The sequence below is a fragment of the Burkholderia sp. 3C genome (assembly GCF_054589155.1).
Genome location: NZ_BAAILN010000136.1, coordinates 67,026 through 87,936, shown reverse-complemented (window position 1 = coordinate 87,936; position 20,911 = coordinate 67,026). Strand labels below are relative to the sequence as shown.

16 protein-coding genes are annotated in these 20,911 nt (G+C 66.4%); 3 read left to right on the top strand and 13 right to left on the bottom strand.

Annotated features, from left to right (window positions below):
* Positions 1 to 181 precede the first annotated feature (181 nt).
* Positions 182 to 1,126, top strand: coding sequence for a GlxA family transcriptional regulator (locus ACYP33_RS28425; RefSeq protein ID WP_459624740.1), 945 nt, complete (start codon positions 182 to 184; stop codon positions 1,124 to 1,126).
* 123 nt (positions 1,127 to 1,249) lie between these two features.
* Here the strand turns inward: ACYP33_RS28425 and ACYP33_RS28420 are convergent, their stop codons facing one another.
* The 3 genes from ACYP33_RS28420 to betC all read right to left on the bottom strand — a co-directional run bounded on the left by ACYP33_RS28420 (position 1,250) and on the right by betC (position 5,188).
* Positions 1,250 to 2,395 (bottom strand): porin, encoded by a 1,146-nt coding sequence (locus ACYP33_RS28420; protein WP_414441316.1) that lies wholly within the window; start codon positions 2,393 to 2,395, stop codon positions 1,250 to 1,252.
* Positions 2,396 to 2,639: 244 nt separating this feature from the next.
* The gene (gene choX / locus ACYP33_RS28415; protein ID WP_459624739.1) at positions 2,640 to 3,614 is read right to left on the bottom strand and encodes a choline ABC transporter substrate-binding protein; all 975 of its coding nucleotides are present in this window, start codon (positions 3,612 to 3,614) and stop codon (positions 2,640 to 2,642) included.
* A gap of 38 nt (positions 3,615 to 3,652) precedes the next feature.
* The gene (gene betC, locus ACYP33_RS28410) at positions 3,653 to 5,188 is read right to left on the bottom strand and encodes a choline-sulfatase (protein WP_459624738.1); all 1,536 of its coding nucleotides are present in this window, start codon (positions 5,186 to 5,188) and stop codon (positions 3,653 to 3,655) included.
* Positions 5,189 to 5,397: 209 nt separating this feature from the next.
* Between betC and ACYP33_RS28405 the strand changes: the two genes are divergently transcribed.
* Both ACYP33_RS28405 and purU read left to right on the top strand, forming a co-directional pair.
* On the top strand, positions 5,398 to 6,312 hold the full coding sequence (locus ACYP33_RS28405; RefSeq protein ID WP_459624817.1) for a choline sulfate utilization transcriptional regulator: 915 nt from the start codon (positions 5,398 to 5,400) through the stop codon (positions 6,310 to 6,312).
* 166 nt (positions 6,313 to 6,478) lie between these two features.
* The gene (gene purU / locus ACYP33_RS28400) at positions 6,479 to 7,354 is read left to right on the top strand and encodes a formyltetrahydrofolate deformylase (protein ID WP_414448139.1); all 876 of its coding nucleotides are present in this window, start codon (positions 6,479 to 6,481) and stop codon (positions 7,352 to 7,354) included.
* A gap of 199 nt (positions 7,355 to 7,553) precedes the next feature.
* Here the strand turns inward: purU and ACYP33_RS28395 are convergent, their stop codons facing one another.
* The 10 genes from ACYP33_RS28395 to ACYP33_RS28350 all read right to left on the bottom strand — a co-directional run bounded on the left by ACYP33_RS28395 (position 7,554) and on the right by ACYP33_RS28350 (position 20,885).
* Positions 7,554 to 8,675: a TIGR03118 family protein gene (locus tag ACYP33_RS28395; RefSeq protein ID WP_459624737.1), complete on the bottom strand. Its 1,122-nt coding sequence runs from the start codon at positions 8,673 to 8,675 to the stop codon at positions 7,554 to 7,556.
* A gap of 326 nt (positions 8,676 to 9,001) precedes the next feature.
* The gene (locus ACYP33_RS28390) at positions 9,002 to 10,654 is read right to left on the bottom strand and encodes an APC family permease (RefSeq protein WP_459624736.1); all 1,653 of its coding nucleotides are present in this window, start codon (positions 10,652 to 10,654) and stop codon (positions 9,002 to 9,004) included.
* Between the two features lie 172 nt (positions 10,655 to 10,826).
* On the bottom strand, positions 10,827 to 11,693 hold the full coding sequence (locus ACYP33_RS28385) for a glycine betaine ABC transporter substrate-binding protein (protein ID WP_414441310.1): 867 nt from the start codon (positions 11,691 to 11,693) through the stop codon (positions 10,827 to 10,829).
* Between the two features lie 154 nt (positions 11,694 to 11,847).
* Complete coding sequence (locus ACYP33_RS28380) at positions 11,848 to 12,993, bottom strand: FAD-binding oxidoreductase (RefSeq protein ID WP_459624734.1); 1,146 nt, start codon at positions 12,991 to 12,993, stop codon at positions 11,848 to 11,850.
* Between the two features lie 52 nt (positions 12,994 to 13,045).
* Entirely contained in the window at positions 13,046 to 14,287 is a 1,242-nt protein-coding gene (locus ACYP33_RS28375) for an aromatic ring-hydroxylating oxygenase subunit alpha (RefSeq protein ID WP_414441308.1), read from the bottom strand.
* Between the two features lie 54 nt (positions 14,288 to 14,341).
* Positions 14,342 to 15,139 carry an electron transfer flavoprotein subunit beta/FixA family protein gene (locus ACYP33_RS28370; protein ID WP_459624733.1) on the bottom strand — a complete coding sequence of 266 codons (798 nt, stop codon included), beginning with the start codon at positions 15,137 to 15,139 and terminating at the stop codon, positions 14,342 to 14,344.
* On the bottom strand, positions 15,136 to 16,299 hold the full coding sequence (locus ACYP33_RS28365; RefSeq protein ID WP_459624732.1) for an electron transfer flavoprotein subunit alpha/FixB family protein: 1,164 nt from the start codon (positions 16,297 to 16,299) through the stop codon (positions 15,136 to 15,138). The genes ACYP33_RS28370 and ACYP33_RS28365 overlap by 4 nt, the downstream gene beginning before the upstream one ends.
* Before the next feature lie 4 nt (positions 16,300 to 16,303).
* The gene (locus ACYP33_RS28360) at positions 16,304 to 18,229 is read right to left on the bottom strand and encodes a (Fe-S)-binding protein (RefSeq protein WP_414448145.1); all 1,926 of its coding nucleotides are present in this window, start codon (positions 18,227 to 18,229) and stop codon (positions 16,304 to 16,306) included.
* Positions 18,230 to 18,231: 2 nt separating this feature from the next.
* The gene (locus ACYP33_RS28355) at positions 18,232 to 20,295 is read right to left on the bottom strand and encodes an oxidoreductase (protein ID WP_459624731.1); all 2,064 of its coding nucleotides are present in this window, start codon (positions 20,293 to 20,295) and stop codon (positions 18,232 to 18,234) included.
* A gap of 47 nt (positions 20,296 to 20,342) precedes the next feature.
* Positions 20,343 to 20,885: a DUF5943 domain-containing protein gene (locus ACYP33_RS28350; protein ID WP_206125783.1), complete on the bottom strand. Its 543-nt coding sequence runs from the start codon at positions 20,883 to 20,885 to the stop codon at positions 20,343 to 20,345.
* Between the last annotated feature and the right edge of the window lie 26 nt (positions 20,886 to 20,911).

Genomic DNA, 20,911 nt, shown 5'->3' with positions numbered 1-20,911 from the left:
AGCTTCCTTCCGGAAAATGGAAGAATCCGATCATCAAACTGAAATATTTGCCCGCCGCGCGGGGCGGGCCGGCGCCACCCGCCCTATTCGAGGACTGCGAACGATCGATACGGCGCCTTTTCGATTCGCGCACACTCGCCTCTATAATCGAGCGCGCCCCACACGACCCCACCGCCCGCCCATGCCGGAAACCTTTCATTTTCTGTTGCTCCCCGGCTTCTCCGCGCTCGGTTGCATGTCGGCGATCGAGCCGCTGCGCGTCGCGAACCGCTTCCGACCGGATCTCTATCGCTGGCAATTGCTGAGCATGGACGGTGCGCCGGTGGTCGCCAGCAACGGCGTGGCGCTGAACGCCGACGCGCCGTTCGGCGAGATCGGCCACACCAGCACCGTGTTCGTGATCGCGGGCTTCGAGCCGCTGGCGCGCTACACGCGCACGCTCGGCGATTGGCTGCGCCGCCAGCATCACGGCGGCGCGACGATCGGCGCGATCGATACCGGCAGCTTCGTGCTGGCCGAGGCGGGCCTGTTCGATCCCACCCACACGCTGACGCTGCACTGGGAAGCGCTGGCCGCATTCCGCGAGCGCTACCCGCGCCTGAACGCCACGCAGGAATTGTTCGAGACGGGCGACCGGCGCATCACCTGCGCGGGCGGCATCGCGTCGATCGACATGATGCTCGACCTGATCGGCCGCCGGCACGGCGCGGATCTGGCCGCCAGCATTTCGGAGCAGTTCGTGGTGGGCCGCATCCGCCAGCACTCGGATCGGCAACGGCTGGAAATCGCCGCGCGCTATGGCGTGCACAACCGCAAGCTGATCCAGGTGATCGGCGCGATGGAACGGCACACCGAAACGCCGCTGTCCTCGGATGCATTGGCGCAGGACGTCGGCATCACGCGGCGCCAGCTCGAACGCCTGTTCAGCGCAATCCTCGACGACACGCCGGCGCGCTTCTACATGCAGTTGCGGCTCGACCGCGCGCGCGAGCTGCTGCAGCAGACCGACATGACCATCACGGCGATCTGCGTGGCCTGCGGCTTCGAATCGCCGTCGCATTTCTCGCGCAGCTACCGCACGCGCTTCGGCGCCAGCCCGCGCGACGACCGGCAGGTGCAGCGTTAGCAGCCAGCGATCAGCAGGATTCCGAACCGATGAAAACCAACGGGCCGGCACGACGCGATTGGCGTCATGCCGGCCCGTTTCATATTGCGTATTGCGTCGCGCATCATGCAGCGCGCCGCGCGATCAGAACGAGTGGCGCATCCCGATCCGCACGTCGGCCTGCGTCTGTGTGGTGGACGGCGTGAAGCTGTAGCCGATCACCGCATTGACGCCGTTGGAGGCGCGCAGGTAGTCGCCCGACAGATACACATCGGTGCGCTTGGACAGCAGGTAGTGCACGCCGGCCGAGCCCTGGTTCCAGTGATGGCCCTCGAAGCGCGTGTGCTGATAGCCGCCGATCACGCTGAGGGCCGGCGTCAGTTGATAGGTTGCGCCGCCTTCGTACACCTGCATGTGCGAGCTTTGGCCGAAGCCCTTGATGGTGGTGTACGTGAAGTTGCCGATCAGCGACACCTTGCCGATCGTGTAGCTCGCGCCGACGCCGAGCGTGCCCTGCTTGTCGATGTTCATCGGCGTGCTGGAGAACAGGTCGGTCACCGCGCCCGTGGCCGGATCGACGCTGACGGTCGGCCGGCCGAGGAACGTCTTGGTGCCGATCATCGCGTACGGATCGAACGCGTAGATGCCGTTCGGGTTGTTCAACTGCGTGTAGGCCACGCCGGTCGAGAAGTTGCCGTTCGCGTAGCTGCCGCCCAGGCTGAACGCGCTGTTCTGGTGGAAGTTGCCCGACACGTTGCCGAACGAATACATGCCGCCCACCTTGAAGCCGCCGAACGTGTTCGACAGGAACTTGATCGCGTTCGGCAGGCGGTCGCCGTTGAAGCGGTCGAAGTCGCCCTGGTGGATCGCGTAGCCGCTGGCCCACGCCGACACGTTGGTCAGATAGACCATCTCCTCGGTCATGTCGAGCTGGTCGCCCAACGACAGCGTGCCCCAATCGTTCTGGAGTCCGACATAAGCCTGACGGCCGAACAGCGCGCCGCCGAAACCGAGCTGGCCATTGCTCAGGTGGAAACCGCTTTCGAGCACGAACACCGCCTTCAGGCCGCCGCCGAGATCCTCGACGCCCTTGAAGCCGATCCGGTTGCCGTAGGACACGCCGTCGTCGAACTTGAAGACATGCGCGCCGCCCGAATTGCTCACGTAGGTGACACCGGCATCGAGAATGCCGTACAGCGTGACGCTGCTCTGCGCATGACTCGCTGACGACACGCCTGCCAGTGCCAGCGCGGCGGCGCCGGCTGCGGCAATTTTCTTTCTTTTAATCATTGTGGCAACCCCAAACCTGCATTCCTGTTGGAAGAATGACTCGCGCACGCACGAGCCCTACGTCTTGCATGAAACCGGGTATCGCTTGCGCGGCCATCGTGGTTGTTGTGAAGGTGCGGCCGCGTGAAGGAAAAAATACAAACCCAATTTATGGGCGACACGTCCATGAACGACCACAAATGGCCTGTCAGCGACCGCTGCTGATAAACCCTGAATGCGGTGGCCGCACCGGACGAGCGTCACATCACAGGCCGAGCGCGCCCTTGGCGGCCGGCAACGCGGGCGCGCCGCTCGCGGTGGTCACGCCGTCGAGCCAGGTGCCGAGCAGGTCCGGATGGGCGTGCAGCGCGCGCTTCGCGGCGTCGGCGGGCGAGAGCTTGTCGAGCAGCATCGAGGCGATCATCGCGTTCTCCAGGTCGACGTTGAACGTGATCTGTCTGAACAGGCGGCCGAGATTCGGGCACTGGTTCGCATAGCCGCTGCGCGACACGGTATTGACGGTCGCGCCGCCGTAGTCGGGGCCGAAGTAGGCATCGCCGCCCGACAGGTAGACCGGATGGAATTTGGTGTTCATCAGGTGCGGCTCCCAGGCCAGGAACACGATCCACTTGTGATCGCGTTCGGCGCGTTCCACCTGAGTCAGCATGCCTGTCTCGCTCGATTCGACCAGCGACCAGTTCGCACTGCCGAACGCCTTGTCGGCGATCATCCGCTTGATGTTCTGGTTGGCCGGCGCGCCCGGCTCGATGCCGTAGATGCGGCCTTCGAAGCGGTCGGCGTACTTGGCGAGATCGGCGAACGAGTGCACGCCGGCCGCGGCCACGTAGTCGGGCACCGCCAGCGTGAACTTCGCATGGGTCAGGTTCGCGTGCAGCACGTCGATCGATTTCTCGTCGACGAACGGCTTCACGAGCGGCCCTTGCGCCGGCATCCAGTTGCCGAGGAACACGTCCACCTGCCCTTTCTTGAGGCCCTGGAACGTGATCGGCACCGACAGGTTCGCGACGCGCGGGTGGTAGCCGAGCGCGTCGAGCACGGCGCCCGTCATGGCGTTGGTGGCGTCGATGTCGGTCCAGCCCGGCGCGGCCATGCGCACGTCGCCGCACGAGGCCGGATCGGCGGCCTGCGCCGCGCCGGCAAACGCGAGCGCGAGGCTCGCGGCGAGCAGGCTGCGCCGCAATGCGCGCGCCGGTCCTGCAATGCGAAGGTGTCGTTTCATTGCTTGTATTCCCGTGTGGATGGAAGGTGTGCCGGCGTTCAGCGTTGCGGGCGCGGGTAGCGCGCCATCGCTTCGAGCGTGTCGAGTTCGATGTGGTTGCGCATGTAGCGCTGGCTGGCGTCCTGCATCGGCTGCCAGTCCCACGACTGGATGCGGCCCTGCGTGGTGGCCGCGAAGTGGAAGCGGCGGCGGCGCTGGCTGGCCAGCACGTCGGCGTGGATCGCGTCGAGGTTCCAGCGTCGCGCCACCTCGGCGCGCAACGCCGCCACCCGCTCGCTCTGCGCCGGGTCGGCCGCGAGGTTGCTCAGTTCATGCGGGTCGTCCTTCAAGTTGAACAACTGGTCCGGATCGACCGGCGTGTGGATGAATTTCCAGTCGCCGCGCCGGATCATCACGATCGGCGCGATCGCGCCTTCGGCCAGGAATTCGCCGATCGCCTCGTCGTGGCCGCCCGCGCCGCTCAAGTGCGGCACCAGGCTCTGGCCGTCGATCGCGTCGGGCCATTCGGCCGGCGCGCCGCCGGTGGCGAACTCCACCAGCGTGGGCAGCAGGTCGATGTGCGAGACGGACGCCGACACGCGCGAGGCAGCGAACCGGCCCGGCGCATTGACGATCAACGGCACGCGGCAACCGCCCTCGAAGAACGTCATCTTGTACCAGAGGCCGCGCTCGCCGAGCATGTCGCCGTGGTCCGCCGTCACGATCACGATCGTATCGTCGGCGAACCCGCAGGCTTCGAGCGTAGTCATGACCGCGCCGAATTGCGCGTCGGCATAGCTGGTCGAGCCGTAATAGGCGCGGCGCGCGGCGCGGATTTGCGCCTCGCTGGGCGGCGTGCGGTCGATCTCGCTGACGCCGCGCAGCCGCCGCGAGTGCGGATCGCTCTCGTCGAAGCCGAGCGTGACGGCCGGCATCGGCACATCCTCGTCGCGGTAAAGGTCCCAATACTCGCGCGTGATTGCGTAGGGATCGTGAGGATGGGTCAGCGACATGACCAGGCAGAACGGGCGCGCGTCGGTGCCCATTTCCTTCTCGCGCGCCAGATCGTAGAGCTTCTGGCGCGTGGCGAACGTCACTTCGTCGTCGAAATCGAGCTGGTTGGTGCGCACGCACGGGCCGGCGTCGAGCACCGAGCCCATGTTGTGATACCAGCTCGGGCGGTCGGCCGGCTGGGTCCAGTCGGGCACCCAGCCGAAATCGGCCGGGTAGATGTCGGTGGTCAGGCGCTCCTCGAAACCGTGCAGTTGATCCGGCCCGCAGAAGTGCATCTTGCCGGCCAGCGCCGTGCGGTAGCCGGCCGCGCGCAGGTAATGCGCGAACGTCAGCGTCTGGGCCGGCAGCTCGGCGGCGTTGTCGTAGGCGCCGATCGCGGCCGGCAGCTTGCCCGCCATGAACGAAAAGCGCGACGGCGCGCACAGCGGGCTCGCGCAGTAGGCGGACTCGAACACCACCCCGCCGGCGGCCAGGCGATCGATGGTCGGCGTGATCGCGCCACGGTGCCCGTAGGAGGACAGCGCGAACGGCGTCAGTTGATCAGCCATCAAGATAAGGATATTCGGCTTCGTGTTAAGCATTGCGAATTGACTGAATTAGAATCGACGGGATCGCGCCGCCGCCGGCAGCGTCGGGTAAGCCCTGAGCTTCGCCCCACTCGCCACGGCGCGGCGCGGCTGACTTCACTGTCGCCGGCCGGAATCGCGCGGGGAAGATGTCGAATGCTTATGGGCCATCAGAGGTGCTTATGTCAGACGGGCTTCCGGGGCGAGCCGAGCGCTTGCCGCCGATGCAGGCGCTGTCCGCGTTCGAATCCGCGGCGCGCCTCGCGAGCTTCACGGCGGCCGCGCGCGAGCTGGGCTCCACCCAGCCGGCCGTCAGCCAGCGCGTGGTGCAACTGGAGGAAGCGCTCGGCACGCCGCTGTTCGACCGCGGCCATCGCGGCGTGACGCTGACCGAGGACGGCGAGCGGCTGTTCGAGGCAGTGCGCCAGAGCCTCGACACGCTGCGCTGCGCCACGGCCGACATTCGCGAGCGCCGCACGCGCGGCGCGCTGACGTTGGCGACCGATGTCGGGTTCGCGACCTACTGGCTGATGCCGCGCCTGTCGAAGCTGAAGGAGGAAATGCCCGATGTGGACGTGCGCGTGGTCACCGCCCAGCACGCCGATCTGCAACGCGATCACGCCGACGTGGCGATCCTGTTCGGCGACGGCGACTGGCCGTCGTGCACCTCCACGCGGCTGTTCGAGGAATCGGTCACGCCGGTGTGCTCGCCGGCCTTCCTGGCGAGCCACGGCCCGATCGCCGCGCCGGCCGACCTGCTGACGCGCCCGCTGCTGCACGTGCAGCCCACCCGCCCCGAGCGCTGGCTGGCGTGGCAGGGCTGGTTCGGCGCGCATGGCCTGATCGCGCCGCCCGAGCCGCACGGGCTGACGTTCAACAGTTATGCGCTGGTGGTGCACGCCGCGCTGATGAACCAGGGCATCGCGCTCGGCTGGTCGCCGCTCGTCGACCAGCTCGTGCAGGATGGGCAACTGGTGCGCTGCGTGGACGCCACCGTCGTCACCTCGCGCGGCTACTTCCTGGTGCGCCCGCCGTCGCGGCCCGAGGCGCCGGCCGTCGGCCGCTTCCGCCGCTGGCTGTTCGACCGCTGCCGCGAAGCCAACGCCGGCGAGCGCGCCGTGCTGGCCGCCGGCATCTGAGCCGCGGCCGGGGCCAGGCATTGCGCCCGCCCCCGTTTGGCGTTTCGATACCAGCGTCACGACGTTTCGATTCTATTCAGCGCGATATCGGACTGTTCTACTGGAGCCTGGCCGCAATCGAGCGGCCGCGTGCGGCGCACCGCGCCGCCGCCGATCCGAGGAAAGCATGTCCGGCTCCGAACGCAATTCCCGATTCCTGCTGACGCTGTCGTGCCCGAGCGCGGCTGGCCAGGTGGCCGCCGTGGTCGGCGTGCTCGACCGTCACCGTTGCTACGTCGACGAACTGACCGTGTTCGACGACGACCTGAGCGGCCGCTTCTTCGTGCGCTGCGTGTTCCATGCGAACGACGCCGCCGATACGCCCGACATCGAGGCGCTGCGCACCGAGTTCACGCCGATCGCCGAGCGCTTCGACATGCAATGGGCGATCCACGACGCCAGCGCGCGCCCGAAGGTGCTGATCCTGGTGTCGAAGCTCGAACATTGCCTGGCGGATCTGCTGTTCCGCTGGAAGATGGGCGAACTGAAGATGGATATCGTCGGGATTGCTTCGAATCACCCCGATCTCGAACCGCTGGCCGCGCAGCATCACCTGCCGTTCCACCATTTCCCGATCACGCCGGACACCAAGCGCCAGCAGGAAGCGCAGTGGCTCGACCTGTTCGAATCGAGCGGCGCCGAGCTGGTGATCCTCGCGCGCTACATGCAGGTGCTGTCGCCCGAGGCGAGCGCGCAGCTCGCCAACCGCGCGATCAACATCCACCATTCGTTCCTGCCCGGCTTCAAGGGCGCGAAGCCCTATCACCAGGCGCATGCGCGCGGCGTCAAGCTGATCGGCGCGACCGCGCACTTCGTGACGGACGACCTCGACGAAGGCCCGATCATCGAGCAGGTGGTGGAGCGGGTCGATCACGCGTACCGGCCCGAGCAATTGCTGACGGTGGGGCGCGACACGGAGTGCATGACGCTGGCGCGGGCGGTGAAGGCATTCACCGAGCGCCGCGTGTTCCTGAACGGCGACCGGACGGTCGTGTTCAACTGAGCCGGCGCGGAGCGCCACTCGACGGAATTTCCTTGGGTCTCTCTGACCTTCTCGACCCGATCGCAGCGATGCGATCGGGTATTTTTTCAAGCCGCTTCCGCTTACGGCATATCGTCAGGATTCCATATCACCTCACCCTCGGTGCTGCCGCTCTCCACTCAACGAACAGCGACACCTCGGGCGCCGGATTTCCCTAGGCTCAGGGCGTGACGTCGATGCGGCCGTACACGCCCGTGGTCGGCGTCGGGCCGGCCGCGTAGAACAGCGTGTTGGTCGGCTGGTTCGCGGCGTTATTGCCGAACGACATGCCCCAGATGCCGGCCTGCTTGAACGTCGAGCCGTCCGGGTTCGGCAGCGCGCCGATCAGCGCATTGGTGGTCGGATCGAACACGTCGATCGTGCCGTCGCCGAAGTTGCCCACCATCAGATCGTTGCTGGCCGAGCCGAAGTTCGACGGCGCGATCACTATGCCCCACGGCGAATTCAGCGTGCCGCCGGTGGCGACGCGCTTGACGAAGTTGCCGGCCGTGTCGAACGCATCCACCACGCCGTTGCCCGCGCCGTTTACCTGCGTCTTGCCGTTGCTGCCGAGCACGGCGTAGGACACGTAAACGTTGTTGCCGATCGCTGCGATGCCGAACGGCGAGAAGCCCGCCGGCAGGCTCGGATCGACGAACTTGCCGACCAGGATCTTGTTGAACGCGCGGTCGAACGTATCGACCTTCTTGTTGTGGAAATCGGTGGCGTAGATCACGTTCGCACCGGCGTTCACACCGATCGCGAGGCCCTTGTAGACCGCCCCGCCCGCGCCGTCGTCATAGGCGTTGACGGCCTGCGTCGGCAGCACCTTCGGCGACCACGCGGCGATCGTGCCCGCGTCGGTGGCCCACATGAACACGGCATTGGCGGCCGCACCGCCGTTCGCGCTGATCTGGAAATCGGTGGCGGTCTTGTTGAACACGATGCCCGTCGGGCCGGCGGCCGCGCCGGCCGCGTTCGCCGGGATCGACACCACCAGCGATTGCGGCACGCCGTTGCCGTCGTACAGCGTCGACAGATGCGTGTTGTTGTCCGACACCCACATCACGCCGGTCGGGTTGAACGCGATGCCCCAGCCGTTCTTGAGGTTCGGGTCGATATTGGCAGCCGTCGCGCTGCCGTCGGACACCAGCGTGGTGGCCTTGAACTGCGTCTTCAGCGCCGGGGGCGGCGGGGCGGTCACCGTCGGCGTGCTGTTGTCGTCTCCCCCACCGCATGCGGCGAGCGTGAAGGCCGTGACGGCGGCCAACGAGGCCATGGCTGCAATGCGCTTCAATTTCATTTTCTATTCCTTATCGAATGACACGGATGGAGTTCGACCGGGCGTACCTCGACCGAACCGGTATCTCGACGGCTCGACTCGGCTGAGTCGCGGTGTTCGCCTGCGTCGCCTTGAACACGTTCTCGTCGACCACATAACGCTGGGGCGAAGCGGCTTATTCCATCGAATTTCGAATCTTTTTCGTCCGAATGCTTTCGATTCGGAAAGGAACAGGGAGATTTGAAAGGAAGCGTTGCGAATGCAACTGTAAGAAAAAGGGCCGCTGATCGGCGGCCCCGTGGTCCTGCGGTCCTGCGTTGTTCCGGCATCACCCCGCCGCGGCTACCTCATCGCCAGGCCAGGTGATACGAAATCGCCACGGTCAGCGCCGCCGCGATCAACGCCACGAACGGCAGCGCCTCGTATATCGGATGCCGCTTCGGCACGGCCAATTCCATGTCCTGCTGCATCTGCTTCGGGAAGCGCCCGCGATCCTGCCAGTAATGGCGATAGACGAACACCGGCACGATCAGCAGCATCGCGATGATGCCGTTGCGCAGCGTGCCCTCGCCCTGCAGGTTCGCCCCCGCGCCCACATAGACGAGGTTCAGATACCCGCAGATCGACCCTGCCACCAGCAGCCAGGTCGGGCAGCGGAACGGCCGCTTCCAGTTGCCGCGATCCATGCGATGGATCCAGCCCGACTGCAAATTCAGGAATACGAAGATCATGTAGCAGACGTTCGAGATCGACAGCACCGTCATGTAATCCGACATCATCAGCAACACCAGGTTGAAGCCGAGATCGGTCCACATCGCGCGCGTGGGCGCGCCGTGCTCGTTGACATGCGAGAGGTAGCGCGGCAGCCAGCCGTCGACGGAAGCCTGATAGAGCGTGCGCGACGAACCCATCATCGAGGTCATCACGATCAGCAGGATCGACAGCATCAGCATCACCACGATCGCGTTCGCCACCCACACGCCGCCGCCCACCATCTTCGCCATGGCGGCAGCCACGCCGGTGCCGTCGCCGATCTTCGGGTCGAGCATCGCGCTGGTGCCGAGCGCACCCTGGAACGCGAGCGGCACCAGCGTCATCACCACCAGGCACAGCGCGCCGGACCAGAAGATCGCCTTGGCCGTGTCGCGGGCCGGGTCGCGGAATTCGCGCGTGTAGCACACCGCCGTTTCGAATCCGTAGGAGGCCCAACCGGCCATGAACATCGCGCCGAGCGCCATCACCACGCCCTGCCCGTTCCAACTGCCGAACGTGGCGGCCGTGAGATGGCCGTTGGCGTCGTGACCGAGCGGCAGCAACGGCAACAAGTGGGACATCGGCACGTCGCCCGTCACGAACGGCACGATGCCGACGATCAGCAGCGGCGTGAGCGACGCGATGCCGAGGATGCGCTGGGTTTTCGCGGCGGCCGATGCGCCGCTGTGCTGCAGGCGGAACGTGATCAGCAGCAGGATCGCGGCGATCACGAACGTGGCGTTGATCCGCAACGTGAGGCCCGGCTTGATGAAGCCGAGGTTGGCGACGGTGAACTGCCAGTGCTGGATCGCGGCGTCGGCCGGGAACAGCGACGTGAGCGCATAGCTGGCGGCAAGGCCGCAGCCGAGCGCGAGCATGGGCGACCAGGCGAGCCAGTTGCACCACACCGACACCGGGGCAATCATCTTGCTGTACCGCACCCAACCGATCGCGCCATACACCGACGCGCCGCCCGATTTATGTGGAAATAGCCCCGATATTTCCGCATAAGTCGCGCTCTGGAGCAGCCCCATCGTGATCGCGCCGATCCAGATGGCCCACGCCGGTTGGCCGATCGTGGCGCACACGCCGCCGATCGTGAAGAGCACCCCGGCCGGCACGCCGCTGGTCACCCAGAAAGCATCTTTCCAACTGAGGCCGCGATGCAGCGAACGGCCTTCCTGTTCGTGTGAGCGCGTCTTGTCGACCTCGTGCGTGCTGCGTGTTCGCAGCTCTGTCTGACCCATCCAGCACCTCCTCTCAAGATCCGTCTCAAGGGAAACAGTGTAACCAAGCTTTCACAAAACCCCTTGAAACAAGCTGTTTTTATCAAAAACAATGCCCGTCCAACCTGAGATCGGACGGGCATTTTTACTTCGCAGTCTTGACTACAAACACTGCCTTACCGTTTTCAGGCGATTACTGCGCGCCGTCGGTCCAGCTCTTGACGCGGTCGCCGTGTTGCGAGATCCACTGCGTGGCCGCCGCATCCGGCTTCGCGCCGCCCTGGATCGCCAGCATCACCGAGTCCAACTCGCCGGCCTTCCACTGGAACTTCTTCAGGAACGCCACCACCGGCTTGGCCTTGGTTTCGAGGCCGGGGTTCGCCACGCTGTCGACGTGCTCGGCTTCGCCGAACACCTTCTTCGGATCGTCGAGGAAGCGCAGGTCCCACTTCGCGAACATCCAGTGCGGCACCCAGCCCGTCACGATGATCGGCTTCTTGGCGTTTTCGGCGCGCGCCAGTTCGGCCGTCATGGCACTGCCCGAGCTGGCCATCAGGGTGTACGACAGGCCGTAGGCCTTGATCGCGTCATCCGTCTTGCGCATCACGCCGGCACCGGCATCGATGCCGACGATGCGGCCGGCGAAATCGGCCTTCTCGGCTTCGAGATCGGCGATGCTCTTGGCCTTCACGTAGGTCGGCACGATCAGGCCGATCTTCGCGCCCGGGTAGTTCACGCCGAGGTCGACGACCTTGGTCTTGAACTGATCCCAGTACGCGCCGTGCGTCACCGGCAGCCAGGCCGACAGCGTCGCGTCGAGGTCGCCGCGCGCCACGCCCTGCCACATCACGCCTGCCGCCACCGGCACGAGCTGCACCGGGTAGCCGAGCTTCTTCTCGATGATCTGGGCGGCGACGTTCGAGGTGCCGACGCTGTCGTCCCACCCTTCCACGTAGCCGATCTTGATGGTGGGCTTCGTGTCGGCGAAGGCGGAGGGGGCGGCGGCCGTCAACAGCGCGGCAAAGGCCCCGCACCAGGCCAGTTTTGCGATGAATTTCATGGTCGATCTCCTTGGGGTGGTCATTGGCGCGACGTTGCACGCCTTGTGGGTCTCTCTAGGTTCCGCAGCCACAATTCAGCGGTATCGTCGTTTTCCGACACGTCCTTGTCGATAAGCGACGTGGGGTGTTGCCGGCTGCGTAGCCTCGCCCTACTTACTTGTCCACCACGAGATCGGACAGCGGCCTGCTGCAGCACAGCAGCACCATGCCGTTGTCGATTTCGCGCTGGCGAATCCCGCCGTTGTGCTTCATGTCCACCTGCCCCGACACCAGCTTGACCTTGCAGGTGCCGCACATGCCCTGCGAGCACGACGACGGCAAACGCACTCCCGCCTGACGCGCCGCGTCGAGCACGGTCTGGTCGGCGCCGCAGGCGATCTCGCGATGGCTCTTGGCGAAGCTGACCGCATAGTGCGTGGTTTCCGGCACCGGCACGCCTTCCTCGACCAGCGTTTCCACGGTTTCGGGCGCGGCCTCGTCGAGCATGGTTTCGAACGAGAAGCTTTCCTCGTGATACTGCTGGCGGTCGAAGCCGGCCTCGTCGAGCAGGTCGCGCACCGCCTTCATGTACGGCGCAGGGCCGCAGGTGAAGATCTCGCGCTCCATGAAATCCGGCGCGATCAGCTTGAGCAGCGGCAGCGACAAATAACCCGTGATGCCCGGCCAGTTGGTTCGGCTTCCTACGCGTTCGCAGACGAACGCGGTGCGGAAGTTGTTCTGGCTCGACGCGATCATGTCGATCTCGCGCGGGAAGATGATGTCGTCCGGCGTGCGTGCGCTGTGCACGAACACGATGTCGCGATCCTCGGCCAGATCGTAGTGCGCGCGGCTCATCGACATCAGCGGGGTGATGCCCGAGCCGGCCGACAGGAACAGGAACTTGCGCGCGGGGTGGCGCGCGCAGGTGAATTCCCCGGCCGGGCCGAGCACGCGCACCGATGCGCCGGCCTGGAGGTTGTCGTGCAGCCAGTTCGACACCTTGCCGCCCGGCACGCGCTTGACCGTGATCGACAGCGTGTGCGGCCGCGCCGGCGACGACGAAATCGTGTAGCAGCGGTTGATCGTCTCGCCGTCGATATCGAGTTCGAGCGTGACGAACTGGCCCGGCTCGAACGCGAACGTGCGCCCTGACGGCGAGCGGAAAAAGAAGCTCCGCACGTCGTGCGTTTCCTGCCGCACATGGCAGCAGATCAGTGTTTCCTCGACGTCGCTCGTCCAGAGTTCGGGCAACGCCTTCCAGAAATCGGGCTGCGTCACGCGGCTGTCTACCGGTTCGAAATTCGCGGCATCTCGCATCATCTCTTGCTCCGCCTGTCCTGTCCGTGCTGGGTGTGTGCTGGGGTAGCGGCCGTCAAGCGCCGAGGTGCGCGGCCATGCGGCCGATGTACCACGCCGAGAATTTCTCGACCAGGCCTTCCGTGAACGGCGAGTACGGGCCCGGTTCGTAGGCGCTGCTCGATGCGCCGCGCTGCGAGAATTCCACGAGCGCGCGATCTTGATCGTTGGTGGCGTTCCACACGGCCGTGAGGTTCTTCACGTCGTAGTCGATGCCTTCCTTCGCGTCCTTCTGAACCAGCCACTTGGTGCGCACCAGCGTCTTGCCGGCCGACAGCGGGATCACCGAGAACGTCACGATGTGATCGGCCATGAAGTGGTGCCACGAGTTCGGCTGGGTCCAGAACGACAGGCCGCCGAGGTCGGCGCGTTCGAATTCGCCGAGCAGTTTTTTCGATGCAGCCTTGGCGTCGAGCGTTTGCGATTCGCCGGCGCGATCGAGCGGCAGGCGCTGGGTGCGGAAGCCGGTGACGTCGAGCAACTGTTCGACCTCGACCGACGGCAGGCCCAGCTCGGCCCATTGCTTCTCGCGCGTTTCGCAGGTCTGCTCGAACGCGGCCATGCCTTCGGCGGTGGCCGGCGACGGCTGATAGCCGAAGCCATATTCGTACAACGAAATGGTCAGCTCCGGATGGTTCGCGACGCAGTGGTAGCACTCGCGGTTGTTCTCCATCGTCAGCTTCCAGTTGCCTTCCTCGATGATGTCGATCTGCGCGGCGATCTTCGTGTTCGGCAGATCGTGCGGCAGCAGGTACGGCTCCATCGCGGCGCGCAGGTTCTCGAAGTCGGCCGGCGGCTCGTCGGCCAGGCAGACGAACAGCAGGCCGCCGAGGTTCTGCAGATGCACCGATTTCAGGCTGTGCTTGCAGCGGTCGAACTTCTCGCCCATGTGCTCGGCGAACATCAGCGCGCCGGTCAGGTTGTAGGTCCAGCTGTGGTACGGGCAGACGATGTTGCCGACCGAGCCTTTGTCTTCGTTGCAAAGGCGCGCGCCGCGGTGGCGGCAGACGTTATGGAACGCACGGATTTCCATGTCGTCGTCGCGCACGATCAGGATCGAATCGCTGCCGAGTTCCACCGTCACGTAGTCGCCCGGTTCCGGCACGTCCGGCTCGATCGCGACCTGAATCCAGTGCTTGCGGAAGATCGCGTCCATATCGAGCTGGAAAATCTCCTCGCTCAGGTAGAACGGGGCCTCCAGGCTGTAACCCGCTTTGCGGCGCTCCACCAGCGCGCGAATATCTACCGTTTGATTCATCGTTTGCTCCGGACTCTATGCTTGGTTCCCGCCGACTGACAAAGGGTCAGCGATTCAGTAATCGATCAGTTGATGCTCGCGCAAATACGCCAGGATCACTTGTGCTTTTTCGACCGAACTCCCTTCATTTACGACGTTGCCGCCGCGGCTTTCGGTGGTGGTCGCGGACAGCATGCGGGCATGCCCGGAGCGCTTCTCGGCGGCCACCAGCTTGACGGGTTTGCGTTCGGTCGGCGCTGTTTTCCAGGCCGCGAAATCGGCCGATTCGGCGCTCGCCGCCACCGCCTCGGCCGGCACCGGCACCACGCTGCCGGCGCGCTGGCGCGCATAGGCGTAACGCGGCTGCGCGTTGGCGAGCGGATGCACGGCCACCACCGCGGGCAGCATCACGGCCGCCTTGCGGCGCAGGCCCTTCGGCAGGAATTGCCGGATCACCGCTTCGCCGTTGCGCACCTCGATATCGACGGCCGTGCCGGCCAGCCGGTAGTCGAGCTTCGCGGCCACCTGATACGGCAGCAGGCCGGTATCGAACGCGCCTTCGGCACGCGTGCCGGTCAGCACCAGGTCCACGCCGGCCAGGCGGCCCGCCAGCGCCGCGACCGCGTCGTCGCCGGGGCGGCATGCGATCACCTCGACCTTGCGTGCGCCGAGCGCCAAGTAATCGGCCAGCGCCGGATCGTTCGGATCGCCGGCATGCAGCACTTCGAGTTGCGCGCCGTGCTCGCCGGCCAGCGTGCGGCCCAGTTCGAGCGCGGCCGCGTCGTTGCGGCTGTAGCGCGGCGCGCCGCTGACCGGGTGCCGGCCCACCGACACCAGCACCGCGATGCGCGACAGTTTGCGGGGGGCGTTCATGCGGCCACTCCTTCCAGATGCCGCGCACCGTGCTCGCTCGCACGGCCGCGTGCCGCACGGGCGGCGTTCACTTGTTCGATCAGCGCGGCGATGGTCGCCTGCGCATCGCCCACCAGCGTGAGGTTCGCGCGCTTGGCGATCGGCGCGCTGGCGTCGAGGTTCACGGCGATCACATGTCGGCAGTCCTTGATACCTTGCAAATGCTGGACCGCGCCGGAAATGCCGAACGCGATGTAGAGGCTGGCCTCGACCGTCTTGCCGGTCGCGCCCACCTGCTTGTCGCGCGTGAAGTGGCCGTTGTCCACCGCCACGCGGCTCGCGCCGATCGCCGCGCCGAACACGCCGGCCAGCGTCTCGAACGCGCCCACGTCGGTCACGCCGTTGCCGGCCGACACGATGAAATCGGCCTCTTCGAGCGCCACCTGCGCGGCGTCGAGTTCTTCCATGCCGAGATCGCGATAGCCGTTGGCGGCGCCGGCCGTGCCGATCGCGAACGGCGCGGCAAGCCGCTCGCCGGCCCCGACGAACGGCAGCTTCGGTTCGACGGCGTTCGGCGCGAGCAGCACCACGTCGGGCAAGGCCCGCGTGCAGAACTGGCGTTTGGCGTCGGCGTACACGCCCACGTGCTTCGCGTCGATCTCCACCACCTGCGCGGCCACGCTCGCGCCGAGCGCGGCGGCGTAGCGGCGGCCGAGGTCGCCGTCGCCGGTGGCATTGTCGGGCACCAGCACATGGCGCGGCGCCAGCGCGGCGGCGCAGGCCAGCAGCGCCTGAAGCTCGGTGTCGGGCGCGAAGCCGCGCCGGTCGAAACCGGGCAGCTCGATCAGCTTGTCGATGCCGAGTTCGGCGATCTCGTCCTTCAGTTCACCGAACGACAGCAGCACCACTTCGCTGCGCGCGTCGGCCAGCAGCGCGGCGGCGGCCGCCACCTGGCGCGTGTGATCGTCGAGCGAACCGCGCTCCGGGTGGCCCACCACCAGCAGCACATGCTCGGCGGCTTCCACGCTGCGTTTGGGCTTCGGCGCATCGTGGTGCGCGTGGCCGGCCCAGAACGCGACGTTGCCGCCGGCCCCGCCCACCTCGCCCAGCGTGATGCGCTTGAGTCCGGCCGGCGTGACCACGAAGGGCCGGCGCGGATCGATACGTTTGAGGGTGTTCATCGATTCACTCCAGCGAGGCGGCGACGAGTTCGGCGACATCGAGCACGTCGGGGCGCGGGCCGACCACGCCTTCGAGCATCGCCGTGCAGTTCGGGCAACCCACCGCGACCACGTCGGCGCCGATGGCGCGCGCGTCCGCGATGCGGATATCCGGAATCCGCTGCTTGCCGGGGATGTCGGTCAGCGGCGCACCGCCGCCACCGCCGCAGCAGCGCCCGCGCATGCCGTTGCGTTCCATCTCCACCACCTGGATGCCGATCGTCTTGAGCAGCTTGCGCGGCGCTTCGATTTCGCCGTTGTAGCGGCCCAGGTAGCACGGGTCGTGATACGTGATCTTTTTCTCGCGCAGCGCCTCGTTGGCCTTCGGCGTGATGCGGCCCGCCTCGGCCAGCTCGGCCACGAACGCCGTGTGATGCTTGACCGTGTAGCGCGCGCCGAGCGCGCGGTATTCGTTGCGCAGGCTGTGCATCACGTGCGGATCGGCCGTCACGATCTGCTTGAACGACAGCGCGTCGAGCGTGCCGATCAGGCGCTTGGCCATCTGCTGGAACGTGGCTTCGTCGCCGAGCCGGCGCGCCGTGTCGCCGGTATCGGTTTCGGCGCGGCCGAGCACCGCGTAATCCACGCCGGCCTTGTTCAGCACCTTGATGAACGCACGCAGCGTGCGCTGGTAGCGCATGTCGAACGCGCCTTCGCCGGCCACGATCAGCACGTCCACCGGGCGGCCCGGCTGGGCCACCGGCGCTTGCAGGTCCACCGACCAGTCGTAGCGCGCCGCCGTGTCGAAGCCGCCCATCGTGCCGGTTTCGCGCAGGTTCGCGATGGTTTCCGCGCCCTTGCCCGGCACCGTGCCGTGCACCAGAGTCTGGTTGCGGCGCATGTCGACGATCGCGTCCACATGCTCGATCAGCATCGGGCACTCCTGCACGCAGGCGCGGCAGGTGGTGCACGACCACAGCGTGTCGGCTTCGATCAGGCCCGAGACGATCGGCCCGTTCGGCTCGCCGCCGTGGCGGCCCACCGCGATGCCAGGCGTCGGGCTGCCGGCGTAGGCGGCGTCGGTGCCGCCGGCCATGCCGGTCACCAGATCCTGAATCAGCTTCTTCGGGTTCAGCGGCTGGCCCGAGGCGAACGCCGGGCAGGCGGCTTCGCACTTGCCGCACTGCACGCAGGCATCGAAGCTCAACAACTGGTTCCAGCGGAATTCCACCGGCTTGCCGACGCCGTATTCCTGCTGCTCGATATCGGGCAGCTTGAGCGCCGTGGGCGGCACGGCCGTGCCGTTGCCGGTGAAGCTCTCGCGGCTCGCCGCGAAGCGTTCCTGACGCGGGTGGAACGCCAGATGCAGCAGGCCGGCGATGGCGTGCTTCATCGGGCCGCCGCGCGCCGCGCCGAACGTCATGGCGAACGCGCCGATCGCGATCAGCACCGCGCAGAGCACGGCCACCGCGCCCGACATCGCGCTGGCCGGCACCACCGCGTACAGCGCGAGGCCGAACGCGAACGAGCCGAGCAGCCAGGGCAACGTATTCCACGGGCCGCGCGACAGGCGCGCCGGCACGTTCTTCGCCGCACGGCGGCGCCACACGAACACCGCGCCCACCAGCATCGCGAGCGAGGCCAGCAGGATCAGCTTGTCGAGCCACGGCGAGTAGATCGCCAGGCCATAGTTGACGAACACCAGCGCCATCGCGCCGATCGCGCCGCCCGCCGTCGCCACGTGGGTCTTGGCGATGTATGGGTCACGAGCCACCACATGGTGCAGGTCGACGAAATAACGCTTCGGGATGGTAAATAAGTGGCCGATGCCGAACGCGCCGGGCGCGGTGGCCCGGCCCACGCGCCAGAATGCCGAGCGCTTCGCGACGGCGAACGCAAGCCCCGCCACCGACAGCCACAGCAGGGCGGTAATCATGAAAGCCGGATTCATCGTCAGAAGTCCTTCACGAGACGCAGCGAGTCGTAGATCGCGCCGTGGACGTTGTGCATCGAGATGCAGTCGCCGACGCGGAACAGCAGGAAGCGGCCGTTGCCGAGTTCTTCCGACAGGCACGGCTGCGGCTCGGCCGCGAACAGCGTGTGCGGATCGATCTGGCCGCGGTTCAGCGATTCCGGCTTGAGCTTCCAGTACAGTTCGTCGTTCGGCGACGAACCGTTCTCGACCACCACCTGATCGACCACGCGCTCTTCCTGCTCTTCCGTGTATTCATTGCGCAGCACGGCGATCGTCTTGCCGTCCTCCACGTACACGCGATCAAGCATGTAGTTCGGTGTATGGATCACGCCGAACGCATACAGGCGGCGGTAGAAGATCGGGAACGTCGTGCCGCCGCAATCGTCGGCCACCTTCACGTCCGGCGTGACGATCTCCACTTGCGAGCCGCGGCTCGCCATGAAGTCGGCCACGCCCGCGCCGGCATGGGTGCTCACGCCGTCGAACAGCAGCACGTTCTTCTTCGGCTCGACCTTGCCGTTCAGGATGTCCCACGAGCTCACCGCCAGGCCTTCGTCCACGCCCCAGCCCGGCACCTGCCAGGTGAAGCTGGAGCCGCCCGTGGCCAGCACCACGATGTCCGGCTTCTCGGCCATGATCATCTTCTCGTCGGCGGCCACGCCGAGGCGGCGGTCCACGCCGAGGCGCTTGGTTTCCATGTCGAACCAGCGGATGATCCCCGACATCTGTTCGCGTTGCGGCGCCTTCGCCGCGATCATCACCTGCCCGCCCACTTCCGTGTTCTTCTCGAACAGCACCACCTCGTGGCCGCGCAGCTTCGCCACGCGCGCCGCTTCCAGGCCGGCCGGGCCGGCGCCCACCACCACCACCTTGCGCTTCGGGCCGCGCGATTTCTCGACGATGTGCGGCATCGTCGATTCGCGCGAGGTGGCCGCGTTCTGGATGCACAGCACGTCAAGGCCGTTGTACTGGCGGTCGATGCAGTAGTTCGCGCCCACGCACTGCTTGATTTCGTCTTCGCGGCCGTCGCGGATCTTGATCACCATGTGCGGATCGGCGATCTGCGCGCGCGTCATGCCGACCAGGTCGATCATGCCGGTGGCCAGCAGGCGCTCGGCCTGGCCCGCGTCGCGAATGCTCTGCGCGTGCATCACCGGGATCTTCACGACCGACTTGATGCCGGCCGCGAGGTGGACGAACGGTTCCGGCGGCAGAGCCATCGGCGGCATGCAGTTGGCGATCGTGTTGTGGGTGTCGCCGCCCGAGCCGACCACGCTCAGGTAATCGATCAGGCCCGTCTCGGACATCGCCTGCGCGATTTCCTTGAGCGCTTCGTGATCGAGGCCATCCTCGTGGAATTCGTCGCCGCACATGCGCAGGCCGACGCAGAAATCCTTGCCCACCGCCTCGCGCACGGCCGTCAGCACTTCGATGCCGAAGCGCAGGCGGTTTTCGAGGCTGCCGCCCCATTCGTCGGTGCGATGGTTCGAGCGCTTGCTCCAGAACTGGTCGATCAGGTGCTGGTGGGCGGCCGAGATTTCGATGCCGTCCATGCCGGCGGCCTGCACGCGCTTCGCGGCGGCCGCGAAATCGCCGATGATGCGGCGGATTTCCTCGATCTCGATGATCTTCGCGTTGCCGCGGTGCACCGGCTCGCGCACGCCCGACGGCGACATCAGGTGCGGCCAGTGCTCGCCATGGAACGACGAGCGGCGGCCCATGTGGGTGGCCTGGATCATGATCTTCGCGCCGTGCTGGTGCATCGTGTCGGCCAGGCGCGTGAGCGGATCGATGATCTTGTCGGTCGACAGGTTGACCGACTTCCACCAGCCTTGCGGGCTGTCGACCGATACCGGGCTGGAGCCGCCGCAGATCGCGAGGCCGACGCCGCCTTTCGCCTTCTCCTCGTAGTAACGGATGTACCGGTCTCCCGGCAGGCCGCCCGGCTCCGCGTACACCTCGGCGTGCGCGGTGCTGACGATGCGGTTTCGCAAGGTCAGCTGGTTGAGCGTCATGGGCTTGAACAGGTTCGGGTAACGCATTGGGGGCGACCTCTGGCGGGCTCTGTCGTATTGGTATCGGGTATGAATCAGGCAGCGATCGGCGACACTTCGAACACGCAATGGCCGTGGTGGTCATGGTGTTCGCCGGCGCAATGCGCTTCGGTCGAGAACGCGCGCGGCGCGCCCTTGCCTTCCGGCGTGGTGTCGTTGACCCAGTCCATCGCGCCGGCGAACCAGCCCGCGAACATGTAGCAGAGCTTGCCGATCTTCTCCGGCTGCTGGAGCACGAACGACGAATGGCGCAGCTCGATGCGGGCGCGCGCGTTCACCGGATCGGCCTCGATAATGCTGAACAGGCCCCAGCCGCGTTGCGACAGGCGGTTCAGGTAGTGCTCGAACACCGCCATGCCCTGGATGCCGTGCGCCGGCGCTTCCTTGTCGCACCAGTAATAGGCGGACTTGTAGCCGGCCTTGTAGAGGATTTCGGCGTAGGCGTCCTGGCCCAGCGCTTCTTCCACGGCCACGTGGTTGTTCGTGAAGAAGTGGCGCGGCACGTACAGCATCGGCAGCGCGTCGGTGGTCCAGACACCGGTGTTGGGATCGACGTCGATGGGCAGTTGCGGTTGCATCGTTGACTCCGTGATGAGGCATGGCG